The organism is Mesorhizobium sp. CNPSo 4661 (genome assembly GCF_057784215.1).
The window spans coordinates 1-22,052 of sequence record NZ_JBWGIO010000047.1 but is presented as its reverse complement, the minus strand read 5'-3'; the positions used below and the strand labels follow the sequence as shown (position 1 = coordinate 22,052).

General features: G+C 62.9%; 17 protein-coding genes, 1 tRNA gene and 1 pseudogene. 17 read left to right on the top strand and 2 right to left on the bottom strand.

The genetic code is table 11. The annotated features are described in order from the left end of the window. From tuf to AC0YKC_RS33190, 13 genes and pseudogenes are all read left to right on the top strand, one after another. Nucleotides 1-1,057 (top strand): annotated as a pseudogene (gene tuf, locus AC0YKC_RS33250) (elongation factor Tu). A 219-nt stretch (nt 1,058-1,276) separates the two neighbouring features. After that, on the top strand, nt 1,277-2,875 hold the full coding sequence (locus tag AC0YKC_RS33245; RefSeq protein WP_488514146.1) for a COG3904 family protein: 1,599 nt from the start codon (nt 1,277-1,279) through the stop codon (nt 2,873-2,875). Between the two features lie 89 nt (nt 2,876-2,964). After that, a complete protein-coding gene (locus AC0YKC_RS33240) occupies nt 2,965-3,450 on the top strand; it encodes a group II truncated hemoglobin (protein WP_488514145.1) in 486 nt (161 codons plus the stop codon). Nucleotides 3,451-3,597: 147 nt separating this feature from the next. Further along, nucleotides 3,598-3,673, top strand: a tRNA-Trp gene (locus tag AC0YKC_RS33235). Between the two features lie 351 nt (nt 3,674-4,024). Beyond that, nucleotides 4,025-4,228 (top strand): preprotein translocase subunit SecE, encoded by a 204-nt coding sequence (secE, locus tag AC0YKC_RS33230; protein WP_095765634.1) that lies wholly within the window; start codon nt 4,025-4,027, stop codon nt 4,226-4,228. 27 nt (nt 4,229-4,255) lie between these two features. Beyond that, nucleotides 4,256-4,783: a transcription termination/antitermination protein NusG gene (gene nusG / locus AC0YKC_RS33225; protein ID WP_041003121.1), complete on the top strand. Its 528-nt coding sequence runs from the start codon at nt 4,256-4,258 to the stop codon at nt 4,781-4,783. A gap of 187 nt (nt 4,784-4,970) precedes the next feature. Beyond that, the gene (gene rplK / locus AC0YKC_RS33220; RefSeq protein WP_042642146.1) at nt 4,971-5,399 is read left to right on the top strand and encodes a 50S ribosomal protein L11; all 429 of its coding nucleotides are present in this window, start codon (nt 4,971-4,973) and stop codon (nt 5,397-5,399) included. 4 nt (nt 5,400-5,403) lie between these two features. Next, the gene (gene rplA, locus AC0YKC_RS33215) at nt 5,404-6,102 is read left to right on the top strand and encodes a 50S ribosomal protein L1 (protein ID WP_140637120.1); all 699 of its coding nucleotides are present in this window, start codon (nt 5,404-5,406) and stop codon (nt 6,100-6,102) included. Nucleotides 6,103-6,529: 427 nt separating this feature from the next. After that, nucleotides 6,530-7,048, top strand: coding sequence for a 50S ribosomal protein L10 (gene rplJ, locus AC0YKC_RS33210; RefSeq protein WP_320297984.1), 519 nt, complete (start codon nt 6,530-6,532; stop codon nt 7,046-7,048). A gap of 54 nt (nt 7,049-7,102) precedes the next feature. After that, the gene (gene rplL, locus AC0YKC_RS33205) at nt 7,103-7,483 is read left to right on the top strand and encodes a 50S ribosomal protein L7/L12 (protein ID WP_059189560.1); all 381 of its coding nucleotides are present in this window, start codon (nt 7,103-7,105) and stop codon (nt 7,481-7,483) included. A 282-nt stretch (nt 7,484-7,765) separates the two neighbouring features. Next, complete coding sequence (gene rpoB, locus AC0YKC_RS33200) at nt 7,766-11,902, top strand: DNA-directed RNA polymerase subunit beta (RefSeq protein ID WP_434722572.1); 4,137 nt, start codon at nt 7,766-7,768, stop codon at nt 11,900-11,902. A 134-nt stretch (nt 11,903-12,036) separates the two neighbouring features. After that, entirely contained in the window at nt 12,037-16,233 is a 4,197-nt protein-coding gene (rpoC, locus tag AC0YKC_RS33195; protein WP_320297982.1) for a DNA-directed RNA polymerase subunit beta', read from the top strand. Between the two features lie 179 nt (nt 16,234-16,412). Further along, nucleotides 16,413-17,078, top strand: a complete 666-nt coding sequence (locus AC0YKC_RS33190) for an O-methyltransferase (protein WP_488514144.1) — start codon at nt 16,413-16,415, stop codon at nt 17,076-17,078. 32 nt (nt 17,079-17,110) lie between these two features. On the opposite strand, the gene AC0YKC_RS33185 is transcribed toward AC0YKC_RS33190, so the two are convergent. Further along, on the bottom strand, nt 17,111-18,040 hold the full coding sequence (locus AC0YKC_RS33185) for a Gfo/Idh/MocA family protein (RefSeq protein ID WP_488514143.1): 930 nt from the start codon (nt 18,038-18,040) through the stop codon (nt 17,111-17,113). Between the two features lie 83 nt (nt 18,041-18,123). After that, a complete protein-coding gene (locus AC0YKC_RS33180; RefSeq protein ID WP_320297979.1) occupies nt 18,124-18,405 on the bottom strand; it encodes a transcriptional regulator in 282 nt (93 codons plus the stop codon). A 461-nt stretch (nt 18,406-18,866) separates the two neighbouring features. Between AC0YKC_RS33180 and rpsL the strand changes: the two genes are divergently transcribed. The 4 genes from rpsL to AC0YKC_RS33160 form a co-directional block, all read left to right on the top strand. After that, complete coding sequence (rpsL, locus tag AC0YKC_RS33175) at nt 18,867-19,238, top strand: 30S ribosomal protein S12 (RefSeq protein WP_006202128.1); 372 nt, start codon at nt 18,867-18,869, stop codon at nt 19,236-19,238. Between the two features lie 9 nt (nt 19,239-19,247). Then, nucleotides 19,248-19,718: a 30S ribosomal protein S7 gene (rpsG, locus tag AC0YKC_RS33170; protein WP_027170372.1), complete on the top strand. Its 471-nt coding sequence runs from the start codon at nt 19,248-19,250 to the stop codon at nt 19,716-19,718. 29 nt (nt 19,719-19,747) lie between these two features. Continuing rightward, on the top strand, nt 19,748-21,838 hold the full coding sequence (fusA, locus tag AC0YKC_RS33165; RefSeq protein ID WP_320297978.1) for an elongation factor G: 2,091 nt from the start codon (nt 19,748-19,750) through the stop codon (nt 21,836-21,838). 65 nt (nt 21,839-21,903) lie between these two features. Continuing rightward, the coding region (locus tag AC0YKC_RS33160; protein ID WP_232375805.1) for a GTP-binding protein at nt 21,904-22,052 on the top strand (149 nt) is incomplete at its 3' end.

Here is a 22,052-nt window from a genome sequence, read left to right as displayed (position 1 = left end):
ATGGCAAAAGGTAAATTCGAGCGCACCAAGCCGCATGTGAACATTGGCACGATCGGTCACGTCGATCATGGCAAGACGTCGCTGACGGCGGCGATCACGAAGTATTTTGGCGAATACAAGCGCTATGACCAGATCGACGCGGCGCCGGAAGAGAAGGCGCGCGGCATCACGATCTCGACGGCGCACGTCGAGTATGAGACGGCCAACCGTCACTATGCCCATGTCGACTGCCCCGGCCACGCCGACTATGTGAAGAACATGATCACGGGTGCCGCGCAGATGGACGGCGCGATCCTGGTTGTTTCGGCCGCCGACGGCCCGATGCCGCAGACCCGCGAGCACATCCTGCTTGCCCGCCAGGTCGGCGTTCCCTCGATCGTTGTGTTCCTGAACAAGGTCGACCAGGTCGACGACGCCGAGCTTCTGGAGCTGGTCGAGCTCGAGGTTCGCGAGCTTCTGTCGAAGAACGAGTTCCCCGGCGACGACATTCCGATCGTCAAGGGTTCGGCGCTGGCTGCGTTGGAAGACAGCAACAAGACCATCGGCGAGGACGCCATCCGCGAGCTGATGGCTCAGGTAGACGCCTACATCCCGACGCCGGTTCGTCCGCTGGACAAGCCGTTCCTGATGCCGATCGAGGACGTGTTCTCGATCTCGGGCCGCGGCACGGTGGTGACCGGCCGCGTCGAGCGCGGCGTGGTCAAGGTCGGCGAGGAGCTGGAGATCGTCGGCATCCGTCCGACCACCAAGACGACCTGCACGGGCGTCGAGATGTTCCGCAAGCTGCTCGACCAGGGCCAGGCGGGCGACAACATCGGCGCGCTGCTGCGCGGCGTCGACCGTGAAGGTGTCGAGCGCGGCCAGGTTCTGGCCAAGCCCGGCACGGTGAAGCCGCACAAGAAGTTCGTTCGGCACCGAGATGGTGATGCCTGGCGACAACATCACCGTCGACGTCGAGCTGATCGTGCCGATCGCGATGGAAGAGAAGCTGCGCTTCGCCATCCGTGAAGGCGGCCGCACCGTCGGTGCCGGCATCGTCGTCACCATCAAAGAGTAATCGATCCGGCACTTGCCGGTTCGACACGGAAAGGGCGGTCTTCGGACCGCCCTTTTGCTTAGGAGCGGTATCGCGCGGACCTCTTCAATTCTGTTGCAAGCATCGTTGTCACAACTAGTATGGGTCGTACCGAGGGGCTTGCCAGACGTGGTTTCCACATTCCGTTCAAAGACCATGCGGTGTAGGCGCGGGCTGCTTCAGCTGGGATTGGCCGCCGCCATGGGGCTGGCCGCCTTCGGCGCCGCCGCGAAGGAAGAGCCGCCGGACTACGGCCCGACGATGCGCTTCGTCGTCGTGCGCAGCAGCGCGCCGGGCTGCGAGCCGAACTGCCCGGAATGGATTTCGGCCGAAGGCACGATCGAGGCCGACACGCCGGTGCTGCTGAAGCGCCTGCTGAAGACGCTCGGCGGAAGGCCGCTGCCGATCGTCGTCAATTCTCCCGGCGGCAATGTCGATGCCGCGATCCAGCTGGGCCGCATGGTCCGCAAGAACAAGCTCGATATCGCGGTCGGCATCACCGAGTTTTCCGGCTGCTCGCCGGCGATGAAGGATTGCCGGGACAATGGCGGCAAGGGCCAGCCCTATTTGGGCGTCGCTCATGACAGCGGCGCGATGTGCAATTCGGCGTGCCCGCTGATGTTTGCCGGCGGCATCCGCCGCGTGGTCGGCGAATGGGCCTATCTGGGCGTCCACGAGATCACCACCACCTACCGTCGCGAGAAGCTGCTCTACCGCACGACCTATCGGATCGTGAACGGCAAGAAGAAGATCATCAGCACCAGGATCGTCAGCCGCAAGAACGCCGGCAGCTACAAGACCTACGAGATGAGCAAGACGGTCGAGAAGCGACTGTCGGCCTATCTGAAGGAGATGGGCGTCGAGCAGGGCGTGCTGGATGTGATCAAGGCGACGCCTGCCAGCGACATCAGGCAGATCGAGCCCGAGGACATGTTGGAGATGAAGCTCGTCACCAGCCTCGATTCGCTCGATTTGCTGACCGAGAGAACCATCTGCCAGCGCCATCCGGCGCCGGCGAATTGCCGCGAGGTTCCCACGGACGGCGCGACCGCCGCGGTCGCGGCAGTCGAGGCCAAGCCGGCTTCTCCTCGACCGACGGAAGCCGCGCCTTCGCAAAGTCAAGACGAGGAAATGCGCTTCGCTTTGGTTCGCGGCAGCAACCCGCTCTGCAATCCGGATTGCCCCGAATGGATTTCAGCCGAAGGCACCATTACCGCCGCCACGCCCGACAAACTGCGTCAACTGCTTGACGATGCCGGCGGGCGCAGGCTGCCGGTGGTCATCAGTTCGCCTGGCGGCGACGTGGAAGGCGCGCTTGACGCGGGCCGCCTGATCCGCGAGCACAAGCTCGATGTGGCGGTCGCTCGGACGGACTTCCTGGATTGCGATCCCGGCGCTGTCGGTTGTTCCGCCGAGGATGGCTTCCATACCGGCCTCACGGTGGATGCGGGCGGCGCGTGCGGCTCTGCCTGCGCGATAATGATCGCGGGAGGCGTCAGGCGTCTCGTCGGCTCGACCGCCCATCTCAGCCTGAGCTCCGTGGGGATGGGCGACAAGGTCAAGGCCTATCTCGACGAGATGGCGATCGGCCCGGCGCTGTTCTCGGCCATGCAAGCGGTGCTCTATGCGAGCGGTAGGGAACTCAGCCAGAGCGAGATGCAGAATTTCGGATTGACGACCGGGCCGCAATCGGTAGATGCGCTGACGGGCGCCACCATTTGCAGATCCGAGCCCAGGCCGGACAATTGCCGGTTCCTTCCGGCTGCCGATGCCGAGGCGAAGGCACCGGCGAAGCTCTGAAGCCCGATACTGGCCATGGAGCGAGGTTGAGCAGGCTGGGGCGCTGCCGCTATGTTGCTCGTGCCTGTATGCACAGTGGAGGAGCGGCGATGAGCGAGGACATCCCGACTTTGTACGAATGGGCCGGCGGCAGCGAGGCGCTGAACCGGCTGACTCGGACCTTTTATGACAAGGTGGCGGCGGATCCGGTCGTCGGGCCGGTGTTCAGGCAAATGTCGCCGGATCACCCCGCGCATGTCGCAGCCTTCATCGGCGAGGTCTTCGGTGGGCCGAAGACCTACAGCGAGAAACATGGCGGCCATCGCGAGATGGTGATGCATCACCTTGGCAAGCATCTGACCGAGGAGCAGCGCCGCCGCTGGCTCAATCTCCTTGCCGACGCGGCGGATGAGGTGGGCCTGCCGGACGACCCCGAGTTCCGTTCCGCCTTCATGAGTTATGTCGAATGGGGATCGCGGCTGGCGAGGATGAACTCGAATCTGGGCGAGACCTGCGATCCCGAAACCGAGCCGATGCCGGCCTGGGGGTGGGGCGTGCCCGGCGGGCCCTACAAGCCGCCGGCCGGAAAGTCTTAAGCGCGGGCGCACTGTTTTGCGGGCGCGATCCGCTTCAGGTGCAAATGGAAACCAGATTTCCGGCAAAGGTCCCGAAACCGCTGCTGAGTGCTCTTTACAGAGTGCCCGGAAGCTTTTAGGAAGCGCCTGCGCCGAACAAGCGCATGCACGGGCATAGCTCAGTTGGTAGAGCGGCGGTCTCCAAAACCGCAGGTCGTAGGTTCGAGCCCTGCTGCCCGTGCCATCTCCCCGAAGGTGGCAAAACGAAGCCTCCGCGGTTGAAAATCGGCGGGTGGCTTGCCATTTAGCAGGAATTGGGGCATAAGCCCCGCATAGCCGGGACGGGACGACTGGATGGTTCCGAGGCGGCGTTAGGACATAAAGCGGACCCTTGCCACTTGCGTGGATTAAGAATCGGTTTTATGTAGACAAGACAGACACGCGACGCGTGGAGCTGGGAAGCCGGCTTTACGCGTCTGATTTGCGTGGGTGAAATAGCGGTGCTGATTCGCGCCGCATAGAGCCCAGGCGGCACGTCCCGGTCAGCGGGATCATCCAGGAGGCCCGGCCAACGGGTCTTGAAAACAGGCGGCACATGGCTTCGAAAACCACTAATCCCTTTACCTTTCTCCAGCAGGTTCGCGCGGAGACGGCCAAGGTGACATGGCCCTCGCGGCGCGAAACCATGATCTCGACTGTTATGGTCCTGATATTCGCGGTGATCGCGATGCTGTTCTTCTTCGCTGCCGATATTCTGATGGGCTATGCGATCGAGTGGATCCTGGGTCTCGGACATTAATTCGGCGGTTTACGGAGAGGTCGTGAAATGACTGCGCGGTGGTATATCGTCCACGCCTATTCGAACTTCGAGAAGAAGGTCGCCGAGGACATCGAGAACAAGGCCAAGCAGAAGGGCCTGTCCGGTGAGATCGAGCAGATCGTGGTTCCGACCGAGAAGGTCGTTGAGATCCGTCGCGGCCGCAAGGTCGATGCCGAGCGCAAATTCTTCCCGGGCTATGTGCTGTTGAAGGCCAACCTGACGGACGCCGTGTTCTCGCTGGTCAAGAACACGCCGAAGGTCACCGGCTTCCTGGGCGACTCCAAGCCCGTGCCGATCACCGAGACCGAGGCGCAGCGCATCCTGAACCAGGTCCAGGAAGGCGTCGAGCGACCGAAGCCTTCGGTCACCTTCGAGATCGGCGAGGCGATCCGCGTTTCGGACGGTCCTTTCGCGTCGTTCAACGGCGTCGTCCAGGAAGTGGACGAGGAGCGGGCCCGCCTCAAGGTGGAAGTTTCGATCTTCGGGCGCGCCGTGCCCGTCGATCTGGAATTCGGACAGGTCGAAAAGGGCTGATCCGTAAAGCCGCGCCGCAAGGCGTCGGCACGCCCGCGCCGAAAGGCGTCGGGGCGGTGTGAAAAGCGCCGCGTGAACGGGTGGGAGGCGAAGGCGGCATAGCCGGTCGTCGGAACCGTACCACCAGACTGCAACCGCCGGCGTTCCCCGGATAAAGGGGCCGGCATGAGAAAAGGCAGGAATAGAGATGGCTAAGAAAGTTGCAGGCCAGCTCAAGCTCCAGGTTGCCGCGGGCTCGGCCACGCCGTCGCCCCCGATCGGCCCGGCGCTTGGTCAGCGCGGCATCAACATCATGGAATTCTGCAAGGCGTTCAACGCGCAGACCCAGGAGCTCGAGAAGGGATCGCCGATCCCGGTCGTCATCACCTACTACCAGGACAAGTCGTTCACCTTCGTCATGAAGACGCCGCCGGTGAGCTACTTCCTGAAGAAGGCAGCCAACCTGAAGTCGGGCTCCAAGGAGCCAGGCAAGACCAAGGTCGGCACGATCAGCCGCGACAAGGTGCGCGCGATCGCCGAGCAGAAGATGAAGGACCTGAACGCAAACGACGTCGAGGCGGCCATGCGCATGGTCGAGGGTTCCGCCCGCTCGATGGGCCTGGAAGTGGTGGGCTAAGATCATGGCAAAGATTGCAAAGCGTATTGCCAAGAGCCGCGAAGGCATCGATCCGAACAAGGCTTACGCCCTCTCCGAGGCGCTGCAGCTGCTCAAGGACCGGTCCAAGGTGAAGTTCGACGAGACCGTCGAGATCTCGATGAACCTCGGCGTCGATCCGCGCCATGCCGACCAGATGGTCCGCGGCGTGGTCAACCTGCCGAACGGCACCGGCCGCTCGGTGCGCGTCGCCGTGTTCGCCCGTGGCGACAAGGCCGAGGAAGCCAAGGCCGCCGGCGCCGATATCGTTGGCGCCGAGGACCTGGTCGACATCGTCCAGAAGGGCACGATCGATTTCGATCGCTGCATCGCCACGCCGGACATGATGCCGCTGGTCGGTCGTCTGGGTAAGGTGCTCGGCCCGCGCGGCATGATGCCGAACCCGAAGGTCGGCACCGTGACCACCGATGTGGCCGCGGCCGTCAAGGCTTCGAAGGGCGGCGCCGTCGAGTTCCGCGTCGAGAAGGCCGGCATCGTCCAGGCCGGCGTCGGCAAGGTCTCGTTCGACGTCAAGGCGCTGGAAGAAAATGTCCGCGCCTTCGCAGACGCAGTGACCAAGGCCAAGCCCGCGGGCGCCAAGGGCAACTACGTCAAGAAGGTGTCGGTCACCTCGACGATGGGCCCCGGCCTCAAGCTCGACATCGCGACGCTCGCCGCGTCGTAAGTGTCATCTGACCGGCTTCAGGCCGGTCGCTAGAGCATGATCCCGAAAAGCGGGAACCGGTTTTCGGTAAAGATCATGCTCTAACAAAGAAGAATTCCGGACCGCCGACCCGTCGGCGGCCCGGTACCCCGGAAGCCGGAAGGTTTCCGGATATCCTGTCCGAGATTGCAGGCGGCCCAAAAGCCTTAATTCACTTGGGCCTGCATGAGACGGGTGAAGACCCGACAAAGGAGCCAAAGGCTCCAATGAAAGGTTCGAACCGTGTTTGCCTTTTGTCTGCGCACCATCCGGCTTGCCGGCTGGTGTGGCGAAAGGGGGCAGGATCCTCGAGCGTCGTTCGGGAGATCCGTTACTGGATGCCCGGCCGGCAAAAGGCAACCCGACTTCTGACCTCGTCAATGGGGCAGGGGTCAACTGGAGATAGGCAGTGGACAGAGCGGAAAAACGCGAACTCGTCACGGGCCTGAATGATGCGTTTTCAAGCGCTGGTTCAGTCGTCGTGGCCCACTACGCCGGTATCACCGTCGCGCAAATGAACGACCTTCGGTCGAAGATGCGCGCTGCCGGTGGCACCGTCAAAGTCGCGAAGAACCGTCTCGCCAAGATCGCTCTTCAGGGCACGGACTCCGCATCGATCATCGATCTGTTCAAGGGACAGACGCTGGTCGCTTATTCGGAGGATCCGATTGCGGCGCCGAAGGTCGCGTCCGATTTCGCCAAGGGGAATGACAAGTTGGTCATTCTCGGTGGCGCGATGGGCTCGACCTCGCTCGACGCCGACGGTGTGAAGGCACTCGCCACACTACCGTCGCTCGACGAGCTGCGCGCCAGGCTGGTTGGCATGATCGCCACGCCGGCTACCCGGATCGCCCAGATCGTCAATGCGCCCGCGGCTTCGGTCGCGCGTGTCATCGGCGCTTACGCCCGGAAGGACGAGGCGGCATGAGGCCGTTCCTCGCTGTCAACAACACACGTTCGAACCAACTAAAGGAATATCAAAATGGCTGATCTCGCAAAGATCGTAGACGACCTTTCGAAGCTGACCGTCCTCGAGGCGGCTGAGCTGTCGAAGCTCCTGGAAGAGAAGTGGGGCGTTTCGGCTGCTGCTCCGGTGGCGGTTGCCGCTGCTGGCGGCGCTGGTGCCGCTGCCGCTGCTCCGGCTGAAGAGAAGACGGAATTCGACGTCGTTCTCGCCGATGCCGGCGCCCAGAAGATCAACGTCATCAAGGAAGTCCGCGCCATCACCGGCCTTGGCCTCAAGGAAGCCAAGGACCTGGTCGAAGCGGCTCCGAAGCCGGTCAAGGAAGGCGTTTCCAAGGCCGACGCCGACAAGTTCAAGGCTCAGCTGGAAGCAGCTGGCGCCAAGGTCGAGCTGAAGTAAGCCTGTTAGGCGAGGGCGGACGGTCTCGCGCCGTCCGCCCCCTCCCTTGAACTGAGGGAGGGCTTTGTTGCGCGAGGCGTTTGAAAACCTCTTTCCTGAGGGCCGAAAAGCGGCCTTCCGGAAACGGGTTTTCTCCCGTTTTAGCCGGTAGCCGCCAAGCAATTGGCCCAAGAGATTGGCAAGGCAGCCGGAAGAACAGATAGGGGCAGCTGCCGAGGCCGCCCGTTGGTGCAAGGCGAGCCGCGGCGAGGTTCGTCCCGAGTTTATAGCTAAGGAGCGACGATGGCCCAGACCCAGACTTTCAATGGCCGCAGACGCGTACGCAAGTTCTTCGGAAAGATCCCGGAAGTTGCGGAGATGCCGAACCTCATCGAGGTCCAGAAGGCATCCTATGACCAGTTCCTGATGGTGGACGAGCCCAAGGGCGGCCGTCCGGACGAGGGACTGCAGGCCGTTTTCAAGTCGGTCTTCCCGATCTCCGACTTTTCCGGCTCCTCGATGCTGGAGTTCGTGAAGTACGAGTTCGAGGCACCGAAATTCGACGTTGACGAGTGCCGTCAGCGCGACCTGACCTATGCCGCGCCGCTCAAGGTGACGCTGCGCCTCATCGTGTTCGATATCGACGAGGATACCGGCGCCAAGTCGATCAAGGACATCAAGGAGCAGGACGTCTACATGGGCGACATGCCGCTCATGACGTCGAACGGCACCTTCATCGTCAACGGCACCGAGCGCGTCATCGTCTCGCAGATGCACCGCTCGCCGGGCGTCTTCTTCGACCATGACAAGGGCAAGTCGCACTCGTCGGGCAAGCTTCTGTTCGCCGCGCGCGTCATTCCCTATCGCGGCTCGTGGCTCGACATCGAGTTCGATAGCAAGGACGTCGTGCACGCCCGCATCGACCGTCGCCGCAAGATTCCCGTGACGTCGCTGCTGATGGCGCTCGGCATGGATGGCGAGGAGATCCTGTCGACCTTCTACAACAAGATCACCTACAAGCGCGCCGGCGACCACTGGCGCATTCCGTTCAACGTCGAGCGTTTCCGCGGTCTCAAGGCCGTCGGCGACCTGGTCGATGCCGACACCGGCGAGATCGTGGTCGAACAAGGCAAGAAGATCACCGCCCGCCAGGCTCGCCAGCTCGGCGAGAAGGGTCTCAAGGCCATCAAGGCGACTGACGAGGATCTGCTCGGCAACTACCTTGCCGAGGACATCGTCAACTACGCCACGGGCGAGATCTTCCTCGAGGCTGGCGACGAGATCGACGACAAGACGCTGAAGGTGCTGCTCGGCACCGGCGAGGACGAGATCCAGATCCTGGACATCGACCACGTCAATGTCGGCGCCTACATCCGCAACACGCTCAACGTCGACAAGAACGAGAGCCGCCAGGACGCGCTGTTCGACATTTACCGCGTCATGCGCCCGGGCGAGCCGCCGACGCTCGAGACCGCCGAAGCCATGTTCAACTCGCTGTTCTTCGACAGCGAGCGCTACGACTTGTCGGCCGTCGGCCGTGTCAAGATGAACATGCGCCTCGAGCTCAAGGCCGAGGACACCGTGCGCGTGCTGCGCAAGGAAGACATCCTGGCCGTGGTCAAGACGCTGGTCGAGCTGCGTGACGGCAAGGGCGAGATCGACGACATCGACAATCTCGGCAACCGCCGCGTGCGTTCGGTCGGCGAGCTGATGGAGAACCAGTACCGCGTCGGCCTGCTGCGCATGGAGCGCGCGATCAAGGAACGCATGTCCTCGATCGAGATCGACACCGTCATGCCGCAGGACCTGATCAACGCCAAGCCGGCGGCTGCCGCCGTGCGCGAGTTCTTCGGTTCCTCGCAGCTGTCGCAGTTCATGGACCAGACCAACCCGCTGTCGGAGATCACCCACAAGCGTCGCCTGTCGGCGCTTGGACCGGGCGGTCTGACCCGCGAGCGCGCCGGCTTCGAGGTGCGCGACGTGCACCCGACGCATTACGGCCGCATCTGCCCGATCGAGACGCCGGAAGGCCCGAATATCGGTCTGATCAACTCGCTGGCCACCTTCGCGCGTGTCAACAAGTACGGCTTCATCGAAAGCCCGTACCGCAAGATCGTGAGCGGCAAGCTGACCAACGAGGTTGTCTACCTGTCGGCGATGGAAGAGGCCAAGCACTATGTCGCGCAGGCCAACGCCGAGCTCGACAAGCATGGCAGCTTCGTCGACGAGTTCGTCATTTGCCGTAACGCCGGCGAAGTGATGATGGCGCCGCGCGAAAACGTCGACCTGATGGACGTTTCGCCGAAGCAGATGGTGTCTGTCGCGGCAGCGCTCATCCCGTTCCTCGAGAACGACGACGCCAACCGCGCGCTGATGGGCTCGAACATGCAGCGTCAGGCCGTGCCGCTGGTGCGCGCCGAAGCGCCGTTCGTCGGCACCGGCATGGAGCCGGTCGTCGCCCGAGACTCGGGCGCCGCCATCGGTGCTCGTCGCGGCGGCGTGGTCGACCAGGTCGACGCGACCCGTATCGTCATCCGCGCCACGGAAGATCTCGATCCCGGCAAGTCCGGCGTCGATATCTACCGGCTGATGAAGTTCCAGCGTTCGAACCAGAACACCTGCATCAACCAGCGTCCGCTGGTGCGCATGGGTGACCGCGTCAACAAGGGCGACATCATTGCCGACGGTCCGTCGACCGAGCTCGGCGATCTGGCGCTCGGCCGCAACGTGCTGGTCGCGTTCATGCCGTGGAACGGCTACAACTACGAGGACTCGATCCTGCTCTCCGAGCGCATCGTGGCCGACGACGTCTTCACCTCGATCCACATCGAGGAGTTCGAGGTCATGGCGCGCGACACCAAGCTCGGGCCGGAGGAAATCACGCGCGACATTCCGAACGTTTCGGAAGAGGCGCTGAAGAACCTCGACGAGGCCGGCATCGTCTATATCGGTGCCGAGGTGCAGCCGGGCGACATCCTGGTCGGCAAGATCACGCCGAAGGGCGAAAGCCCGATGACGCCGGAAGAAAAGCTTCTGCGCGCCATCTTCGGCGAAAAGGCCTCGGACGTCCGCGACACCTCCATGCGCATGCCTCCGGGCACCTTCGGCACGGTCGTCGAAGTGCGCGTCTTCAACCGCCACGGCGTGGAGAAGGACGAGCGCGCGATGGCGATCGAGCGCGAGGAGATCGAGCGTCTGGCCAAGGACCGCGACGACGAGCAGGCGATCCTCGACCGCAACGTCTATGCGCGTCTTTCCGACGTGCTGGTCGGGAAGGAAGCGATCGCCGGGCCGAAGGGCTTCAAGAAGGGCTCGAAGCTGTCGAAGGACACGCTCGACGAGTATCCGCGTTCGCAATGGTGGCAGTTCGCCGTGGAGAACGAGAAGCTCCAGGGCGAGCTCGAGGCTCTGCGCGGCCAGTACGACGAGTCCAAGAAGGCGCTCGAGCAGCGCTTCATGGACAAGGTCGAGAAGGTGCAGCGCGGCGACGAAATGCCTCCGGGCGTCATGAAGATGGTCAAGGTCTTCGTGGCGGTGAAGCGCAAGATGCAGCCGGGCGACAAGATGGCCGGCCGTCACGGCAACAAGGGTGTCGTGTCGCGCATCGTTCCGGTCGAGGACATGCCTTTCCTCGAGGACGGCACGCATGCCGATATCGTGCTCAACCCGCTGGGTGTGCCGAGCCGCATGAATGTCGGCCAGATCCTGGAAACGCACCTGGGCTGGGCTTGCGCCGGCATGGGCAGGAAGATCGGCGAGCTGATCGACGCGTATAAGGGTGGCGGCGACATCAAGCCGCTGCGCAAGACGCTGGAAAGCTTCATGCCTGCCAACGACCGCAACGAGCCGATCCGCGAGTATGACGACGAGAGCATCGTTCGCCTGAGCGAGCAGATGCGCCGCGGCGTCTCCATCGCGACTCCGGTGTTCGACGGCGCGCATGAGGCCGACATCAACACCATGCTGGAGCAGGCGGGCCTGCACACCAGCGGTCAGTCGCAGCTCTATGACGGCCGCACCGGCGAGCCGTTCGATCGCAAGGTGACGATGGGCTATATCTATATGCTCAAGCTGCATCACCTGGTGGACGACAAGATCCACGCGCGCTCGATCGGTCCGTACTCGCTAGTCACCCAGCAGCCGCTGGGCGGCAAGGCGCAGTTTGGCGGCCAGCGCTTCGGCGAAATGGAGGTCTGGGCGCTCGAAGCCTACGGCGCCGCCTACACGCTGCAGGAAATGCTGACGGTGAAGTCGGACGACGTCGCCGGCCGCACCAAGGTCTACGAGGCGATCGTGCGAGGCGATGACACGTTCGAGGCGGGCATTCCCGAGAGCTTCAACGTTCTCGTCAAGGAAATGCGCTCGCTGGGCCTCAATGTCGAGCTGGAGAATACCCAGGTCGAAGAGACCCCGACGCGTCTGCCCGACGCAGCCGAGTAATGGCTATGGCGCGCGCCGCGCTCTAAGCGCGGCGCGCCCTTCAAACTTTTCGGCCGGTTCGACCGGCCAGTCTGCGGACATTTCGTCCGCGATCGATGCAAGGGGTTATCGAGGACCCCGAAAAGGAGAACGGCATGAACCAAGAGGTCATGAATCTCTTCAACCCGCAGGCGCCTGCGCAGGTGTTCGATTCGATCCGGATCTCGCTTGCCAGCCCAGAGAAGATTCTGTCCTGGTCGTTCGGCGAGATCAAGAAGCCGGAGACCATCAACTACCGCACCTTCAAGCCGGAGCGTGACGGCCTGTTCTGCGCGCGCATTTTTGGTCCGATCAAGGACTATGAGTGCCTGTGCGGCAAGTACAAGCGCATGAAGTACAAGGGCGTCATCTGCGAAAAGTGCGGCGTCGAAGTCACGCTGTCGCGCGTCCGCCGCGAGCGCATGGGCCATATCGAGCTCGCCGCGCCCGTCGCCCATATCTGGTTCCTGAAGTCGCTGCCTTCGCGCATCGGCACGCTGCTCGACATGACGCTCAAGGACATCGAGCGCGTGCTCTACTTCGAGAACTACATCGTCACCGAGCCGGGCCTCACCGCGCTGAAGGAGAACCAGCTCCTCAGCGAGGAAGAGTACATGCTTGCCGTCGACGAGTACGGCGAGGACTCTTTCACCGCCATGATCGGCGCCGAGGCCATTCATGACCTCCTGGCCGGCATGGACCTGGAGAAGATCGCAGGCGATCTGCGTTCGGAGCTGGCTTCGACCACCTCCGAGCTCAAGCAGAAGAAGTACCTGAAGCGGCTCAAGGTCGTCGAGAACTTCATGGAATCCGGAAACCGTCCGGAATGGATGATCATGAAGGTGGTTCCGGTGATCCCGCCGGACCTGCGCCCGCTTGTCCCGCTGGACGGCGGCCGCTTCGCTACGTCGGACCTCAACGACCTCTACCGTCGCGTCATCAACCGCAACAACCGCCTGAAGCGGCTGATCGAGCTGCGCGCGCCCGGCATCATCGTGCGCAACGAAAAGCGCATGCTGCAGGAAGCCGTCGATGCACTCTTCGACAACGGCCGTCGCGGCCGCGTCATCACCGGCGCCAACAAGCGTCCGCTGAAGTCGCTGTCCGACATGCTGAAGGGCAAGCAGGGCCGGTTCCGCCAGAACCTGCTCGGCAAGCGCGTCGACTATTCCGGCCGCTCGGTCATCGTGACCGGTCCGGAGCTCAAGCTGCATCAGTGCGGCCTGCCGAAAAAGATGGCCCTCGAGCTCTTCAAGCCCTTCATCTACGCCCGCCTCGACGCCAAGGGTTTCTCCTCGACCGTCAAGCAGGCGAAGAAGCTGGTCGAGAAGGAGCGTCCGGAGGTTTGGGATATCCTCGACGAGGTCATCCGCGAGCATCCGGTGCTGTTGAACCGCGCGCCGACGCTGCACCGCCTTGGCATCCAGGCGTTCGAGCCGATCCTGATCGAAGGCAAGGCGATTCAGCTGCACCCGCTGGTCTGCACCGCCTTCAACGCCGACTTCGACGGCGACCAGATGGCGGTCCACGTGCCGCTGTCCCTGGAAGCGCAGCTTGAAGCCCGCGTGCTGATGATGTCGACCAACAACATCCTGCACCCGGCCTCCGGCGCGCCGATCATCGTGCCGTCGCAGGACATGGTTCTCGGTCTCTACTATCTCTCGATCGTCAACCAGAACGAGCCGGGCGAAGGCATGGTGTTTGCCGACATGGGCGAGCTCCAGCATGCGCTGGAGACCAAGGCCGTCACCCTGCACGCCAAGATCAAGGGCCGCTTCCGCACGGTCGATGCCGAAGGCAAGGTCGTGTCGAAGATCTACGACACCACGCCTGGCCGCATGATCATCGGCGAACTTCTGCCGAAGAACGTCAACGTGCCTTACGAGACCGCCAACCAGGAGATGACCAAGAAGAACATCTCCAAGATGATCGACACCGTCTACCGCCACTGCGGTCAGAAAGAGACGGTCATCTTCTGCGACCGCATCATGGCGCTCGGCTTTGCGCATGCCTGTCGTGCCGGCATTTCGTTCGGCAAGGACGACATGCTGATCCCGGACTCCAAGCTGAAGCTTGTTTCCGACACCGAGGCTTTGGCCAAGGAATACGAGCAGCAGTACAATGACGGCCTGATCACGCAGGGCGAGAAGTACAACAAGGTCGTCGACGCCTGGGCCAAGTGCTCGGAAAAGGTCGCCGACGAGATGATGGCGCGCATCAAGGCGGTGGAATTCGAGGACAACGGCCGTCAGAAGCCGATGAACTCGATCTACATGATGTCGCATTCGGGTGCGCGCGGTTCGCCCACCCAGATGCGTCAGCTTGCCGGCATGCGTGGCCTGATGGCCAAGCCCTCGGGTGAAATCATCGAGACGCCGATCATCTCGAACTTCAAGGAAGGCCTCACCGTGCTCGAGTATTTCAACTCGACCCACGGCGCCCGCAAGGGTCTGGCCGACACCGCCTTGAAGACGGCGAACTCGGGTTACCTCACCCGCCGTCTCGTCGACGTGGCGCAGGACTGCATCGTCAACTCCGTGGATTGCGGCACCGACAAGGGCCTCACCATGCAGCCGATCGTCGATGCCGGTCAGGTCGTCGCTTCGGTCGGCCAGCGCGTGCTGGGCCGCACCGCGCTCGACGACATCAACCATCCGGTCTCCGGCGAGTTGCTGGTCAAGGCCGGCACGCTGATGGATGAGCGCGATGTGGAGCAGATCGAAAAGGCCGGCGTGCAGTCGATCCGCATCCGCTCGGCGCTGACCTGCGAGGTCAGGACCGGCGTGTGCGCCGTCTGCTACGGTCGCGACCTGGCGCGCGGTACGCCCGTCAACCAGGGCGAGGCAGTCGGCGTCATCGCGGCGCAGTCGATCGGCGAACCGGGCACCCAGCTCACCATGCGTACCTTCCACATGGGCGGCACGGCGCAGGTGGTGGATAGTTCGTTCCTTGAAGCCTCGTATGAGGGCAAGGTGCAGATCCGCAACCGCAACGTGGTGCGCAACTCGGAAGGCCAGCAGATGGTCATGGGTCGCAACATGGCGGTGCTCATCCTCGATGAGACCGGCAAGGAGCGCGCCACGCACCGCGTCGCCTATGGTTCGCGTATCTTCGTGGACGATGGCGACAAGGTGAAGCGCGGTCAGCGTATCGCCGAGTGGGATCCCTATACCCGCCCGATCCTCACCGAGATCGAGGGTCGCGTGGCGTTCGAGGATCTGGTCGACGGCATCTCCGTCCAGGAAACGGCCGACGAGTCGACCGGCATCACCAAGCGTGAGGTCATCGACTGGCGTTCGACGCCGCGCGGCAGCGACCTGAAGCCCGCGATCGTCATCCAGGACGCCAAGGGCAAGGTCGGCAAGCTGTCGAAGGGCGGCGATGCGCGCTTCCTGCTCTCAGTCGAGGCCATCCTCTCGGTCGAGCCGGGCGCCCATGTGAAGCCTGGCGACGTGCTGGCGCGTATCCCGATGGAAAGCGCCAAGACCAAGGACATCACCGGTGGTCTGCCGCGCGTTGCAGAACTGTTCGAGGCTCGCCGTCCGAAGGATCACGCCATCATCGCCGAGATCGATGGCACGATCCGCTTCGGCCGCGACTACAAGAACAAGCGCCGCATCATCATCGAACCGCACGACTCGACGTTGGAGCCGGTGGAGTACCTGATCCCGAAGGGCAAGCCGTTCCATCTCCAGGACGGCGACGTCATCGAGAAGGGCGACTACATCCTCGATGGCAATCCCGCGCCGCACGACATCCTGGCGATCAAGGGCGTGGAGGCGCTTGCCTCTTACCTCGTCAACGAGATCCAGGAAGTCTACCGTCTGCAGGGCGTGTCGATCAACGACAAGCACATCGAGGTGATCGTTCGCCAGATGCTGCAGAAGGTTGAGATCACCGTCCAGGGCGACTCGACCTACATCCCGGGCGACCACGTCGACGTGATCGAACTGGAAGAGGTCAACGAGCGCCTGATCGAGGACGGCAAGAAGCCGGCCGAAGGTCAGCCGGTGCTGCTCGGCATCACCAAGGCCTCGCTGCAGACGCCGTCCTTCATCTCGGCTGCTTCCTTCCAGGAGACGACCAGGGTGCTCACCGAGGCTGCGGTTGCCGGCAAGACCGACATGCTGCAGGGCCTGAAGGAGAACGTCATCGTCGGCCGTCTGATCCCGGCCGGCACGGGCGGCACGATGAGCCAGATCCGGCGCATCGCCACCGCGCGCGACGAGCTCATCATCGACGAGCGCCGCAAGGCCTCCGGTGTCGAGGTCGCCGACCCGATGCTGACCGATATGGTCAACGCCGCGCAGTGAGCGGTGTGATATGAGAACGACAAGAAGGGGCCCACGTGGCCCCTTTTTGCATTTCAGAGCATGATCCCGAAAAGTGGGCGCCGGTTTTCGGAAAAGATCATGCTCCAACAAAAAGACCAGATCAGGATGACGGCCCTGGAGCTGTCGTCCTGATCTAACTTCACGAACGAGGAAAAGCTATGAGCAGCAGGACCTGGACGGCTGTCGACGACTATATCGTTTCCTCTCTTTTCGAAGCGGATCCCGTTCTGGATGCGGTGCTCAAGGCCAACCGCGATCAGGGCCTGCCGGCGATCGACGTGTCGGCCGCGCAGGGCAAGCTGTTGTCGTTGCTGGTGCGCATCCGCGGCGCGAAGAAAGTGCTGGAGGTCGGCACGCTCGGCGGCTACTCGACCATCTGGATGGCGAGGGGATTGCCGGCGGACGGCAACGTCGTGACGCTGGAGCTCGATCCGCACCACGCCAAGGTCGCACGTTCGAATTTCGAGCGGGCAGGGGTTTCCGACAAGATCGACCTGCGCGTGGGGCCTGCGCTGCAGTCTCTTGCCGCGCTGGCTGACGAAGGTGCCGGTCCGTTCGACCTGATCTTCATCGATGCCGACAAGCCGAACAACCCGAACTATCTGACCTGGGCCATGAAGCTGTCGCGCCCAGGCACCGTCGTCGTCTGCGACAACGTCATCCGCGACGGCGCGGTCGTGAAAATGGACAGCGGCGACGCCAATGTCGAAGGCGCCCGCGCCGCGTTTTCGTTCATCGGCGGCGAGAAGCGTCTGGACGGCACGGCCATCCAGACGGTCGGCGCCAAGGGTTATGACGGCTTCGCCATCGCGATCGTTGAGTAAGGTGCCGTTCGCCTCGACGTTTTGGCGCTGCCTCAGTCGAAGAACGCCTCGACAACGTTGCGCTTGCCCAGCATGAAGGCATCGGCGACGTGCTGTAGCGGCGCGAGGTCGACATCGGAAGTTCCGGCGCGAACGATCTCCGCGAAGTGCCTGTAAAGCATCGGGTATTCGGCTTCCGGCTCGTCGTGGACGACCTTGCCGTCGACGGCGAGCTTAGCGCCGCCGCCCGACAGCACCATCTTGCCCTTGTCGGTTTCAGCCAGAATGTCCCAGCTCTGGGGGCCGGTCTGCAGCCAGTCGAGCTCCATCGTGACCGGCAAGCCGTTGGAGGTGCGGAAGGCGACATGCGCCGCGACCGGTGCAGCGCGATTCTCCGGAAAATCGAGCATGGCCGAGGTGATGAACATCGGCGGCAGGATATGGGTGGCGATCGACAGGGCGTTGATGCCGGGATCGAACACACCGAAGCCGCCCGGTTCCCAGATCCATTCCTGGTTCGGGTGCCAGCGGCGCACGTCTTCCTTCCAGTTGATGGCGGCCGAAGTCAGCCTGGCCGACGCGAGGAACGCACGCGCGGCCTCCACCGCCGGCGCATAGCGCGAGTGCCAGCTGGCGAAGAGCGAAACGCTGTTCTTTTCGGCCAGCGCCTTGAGGTGCTCGACTTCGCTCACCGTTGCGCCCGGCGGCTTTTCGAGGAACACATGCTTCTTTGCTCCCAGCGCGGTGCGCGCCGCGTCGTAGCGGAACTGCGGCGGCATGCAGAGCGAGACCGCCTCGAGGCCGGGTTCGGCCGCAAGCATCGCCTCGATATCGGGATAGTTCGCAATACCGTCGACCTTGCCGTGGCGGCTGGCCGCTGCTGTCAGCTGGTAGTTGCCATCCTTGGCGACCGCCGGCAGGTGCTGGTCGCGGACGATCTTTCCCACGCCGACGATGCCGAGCTTGATTGCGTTGCTGGTCATGGGAACTCCAAGGAATGAAGGGGGTGTCTAGGCAGGACAGGTTTGTCCGGCGAGTCCGGGAAGTGTGACGCTGGCCGCGCTTTTCAGATCGGCTCTTCGAAGGTGACGATCGAAACCTCGCCCTCCAGCGCACCCTGATAGGCCGACAGATGCGGCTCGTCGTCGGGCTCGCCCTCCATGTCGCCGATCTGGTCGAGCTCGGCCTCGGCGTAACCTTCGGCGGCAAGCGATTCGAGGGCGCGGCGCACGGCAGAATCATCGTCGGGCGCCACCAGCATCACATGCACGCCCTCCGGTTTGCCGCCTTTCTTCTTCCAGACCCGTCCGGTGATCACGGTGACCGGGCGCTCTTCATTGTCGTTCACGGGCTGATTCCTCGTTTTCCCCGAGATTGTCCGGTTCAAGCCGCCTTTTGGCACGAAGCCGGGGTGCAGGACAGCGCAAAGCCGGTCACTTTCTTCCTCGCTCTTGAAAAAAGACGCAAGAAAATTACATGCGTTTTTCGCATGGCTGCCCAGCCTCCAGTTCGGCGCAATATTTGCCTCGCCGGGGTTGACGGACCCTGGGGTTGCGAGTAGAAGCCGCGACGTCAGAACCGATGTGAGGCTCTCCTGTCCGAAGCGACACGCTTTGGAGTTTGCCTCAAACAGGGTTCGTTTTACGAGCGAAAAGACATTTCCGGCGCGCATGAAGCGGCTTCCGCTTCCTCTGCAATTTGTTCGGGCAGGACCGCGAGGCGCGGTGTGTTGCCCGAATTTGCGTATGGGAATGACGCTTTGAGCGGCCCTGACAGGGCAGACACGGAATTGAGAGACAAGAGGGTTTAATGCCTACCGTCAACCAGCTGATCCGCAAGCCGCGCCTGGCGCCGGTGAAGCGCAACAAGGTCCCGGCCATGCAGCAGAACCCGCAGAAGCGGGGCGTCTGCACGCGCGTCTACACCACGACGCCGAAGAAGCCGAACTCGGCGCTGCGCAAGGTGGCCAAGATTCGCCTGACCAACGGTTTTGAAGTGATCGGCTACATCCCCGGTGAAGGCCACAACCTTCAGGAACACTCGGTGGTCATGATCCGCGGCGGCCGCGTCAAGGATCTGCCGGGCGTCCGCTACCACATCATCCGTGGCGTGCTCGACACGCAGGGTGTGAAGAACCGCAAGCAGCGTCGTTCGAAATACGGCGCCAAGCGTCCGAAGTAAGGGTTTCCCATGTCCCGTCGTCACAGTGCAGAAAAGCGTGAGATCAATCCGGACCCCAAGTTCGGCGATCTGATCGTCACCAAGTTCATGAACGCCGTCATGTATGACGGCAAGAAGTCGGTTGCCGAGACCATCGTCTACGGCGCGCTGGACCAGGTCCAGGCCAAGACCAAGCAGGAGCCGGTCACCGTATTCCATCAGGCGCTCGACAATGTCGCGCCGCATGTGGAAGTGCGCTCGCGTCGCGTCGGCGGCGCCACCTACCAGGTTCCGGTCGACGTGCGCCCCGAGCGCCGCCAGGCGCTGGCCATCCGCTGGCTGATCGCCGCCGCGCGCAACCGCAACGAGACCACCATGGTCGACCGCCTTTCGGGCGAGCTGATGGACGCGGCCAACAACCGCGGCACGGCCGTGAAGAAGCGTGAAGACACCCATAAGATGGCGGAAGCCAACCGCGCCTTCGCGCACTACCGCTGGTAAAGCGCGAACGAGACTGAGAGGCACCTCCCATGGCCCGCGAATACAAGATCGAAGACTACCGCAATTTCGGTATCATGGCGCATATCGACGCCGGCAAGACGACGACGACCGAGCGCGTCCTGTATTACACGGGCAAGTCGCATAAGATCGGCGAAGTCCATGACGGCGCTGCCACCATGGACTGGATGGAGCAGGAGCAGGAACGCGGCATCACCATCACCTCGGCCGCGACCACGACCTTCTGGAAAGGTCGCGACGGCAAGATGCGCCGCTTCAACATCATCGACACCCCCGGACACGTCGACTTCACCATCGAAGTCGAGCGTTCGCTGCGCGTGCTCGACGGTGCCATCGCGCTGCTCGACGCCAACGCCGGCGTGGAGCCGCAGACCGAGACCGTGTGGCGCCAGGCTGACAAGTACCACGTGCCGCGCATGATCTTCTGCAACAAGATGGACAAGATCGGCGCCGACTTCTACCGCTCCGAGGAAATGATCGGTTCGCGCCTCGGTGCGCAGGCTGTCGTCATGCAGTTGCCGATCGGCGCCGAGACCGAGTTCAAGGGCGTTGTCGACCTCGTCGAGATGAACGCGCTTGTCTGGCGCGATGAAACGCTCGGCGCTGCCTGGGACGTCGTCGAGATCCCGGCCGACCTCAAGGCGAAGGCCGAGCAGTACCGCGAGAAGATGATCGAAGCCGCCGTCGAGATGGACGAGACCGCGCTCGAGAACTACCTCGAAGGCAAGATGCCGTCGAATGACGAGATCCGCGCGCTGATCCGCAAGGGCACCATCGCGGTCAAGTTCTTCCCGATGTTCTGCGGCTCGGCCTTCAAGAACAAGGGCGTGCAGCCGCTGCTCGACGCCGTCGTCGAATACCTGCCGTCGCCGATCGACGTGCCGGCCATCAAGGGCGTCGACGCCAAGACCGACGCCGAGATCGAGCGTCATGCCGATGACAACGAGCCGCTGTCGATGCTGGCGTTCAAGATCATGAACGACCCGTTCGTCGGCTCGCTGACCTTCGCCCGCATCTATTCGGGCAAGCTCGCCAAGGGCATCTCGGTCGACAACACCGTGAAGGGCAAGAAGGAGCGCATCGGCCGCATGCTGCAGATGCATGCAAATTCGCGCGCCGACGTTGAAGAAGCTTTTGCCGGCGACATCGTCGCTCTGGCAGGCCTCAAGGACACGACCACCGGCGACACGCTCTGCGATCCGCTGCACCCGGTCATCCTCGAGCGCATGGAATTCCCCGATCCGGTCATCCAGATCGCCATCGAGCCGAAGACCAAGAACGATCAGGAAAAGATGGGCCTCGCGCTGCATCGCCTGGCGGCTGAGGATCCGTCCTTCCGCGTCAAGACCGACGAGGAAAGCGGTCAGACCATCATCGCTGGCATGGGCGAGCTGCATCTCGACATCATCGTCGACCGCATGCGTCGCGAGTTCAAGGTCGAAGCCAATGTCGGCGCCCCGCAGGTGGCCTATCGCGAGACGATCACCCGCACGCACGAGCAGGATTACACGCACAAGAAGCAGACCGGCGGTACCGGTCAGTTCGCTCGCGTCAAGATCATCTTCGAGCCGAACACCGAGAGCGAAGAGTTTGTGTTCGAGTCCAAGATCGTCGGCGGTGCGGTTCCGAAGGAATACATCCCGGGTGTCGAGAAGGGCATCAACAGCGTCATGGGTTCCGGCCCGTTCGCCGGCTTCCCTATGATCGGTGTGAAGGCCACGCTGGTCGACGGCGCCTTCCACGACGTCGACTCCTCGGTGCTGGCGTTCGAAATCGCCTCCCGCGCCTGCTTCAAGGAAGCTGCGCCGCGCCTCGGCGTGCAGCTCTTGGAGCCGATCATGAAGGTCGAGGTCGTGACGCCGGAAGATTACGTCGGTGGCGTCATCGGCGACCTCAACGGCCGCCGTGGTCAGATCCAGGGCCAGGAAGCGCGCGGCGTTGCCGTCGTCATCAATGCGATGGTGCCGCTCGCGAACATGTTCAAGTACGTCGACAATCTGCGTTCGATGTCGCAGGGCCGCGCCCAGTACACGATGCAGTTCGACCACTACGAGCCGGTTCCGACCGCGGTCGCCCAGGAAGTTCAGAAGAAATACGCGTAACTCGAGCGGGTTGCACGAGACCTTAATTCAAGGCCCGCACGGGCAGGCAGGAATGGAGAGATCACATGGCAAAAGGTAAATTCGAGCGCACCAAGCCGCATGTGAACATTGGCACGATCGGTCACGTCGATCATGGCAAGACGTCGCTGACGGCGGCGATCACGAAGTATTTTGGCGAATACAAGCGCTATGACCAGATCGACGCGGCGCCGGA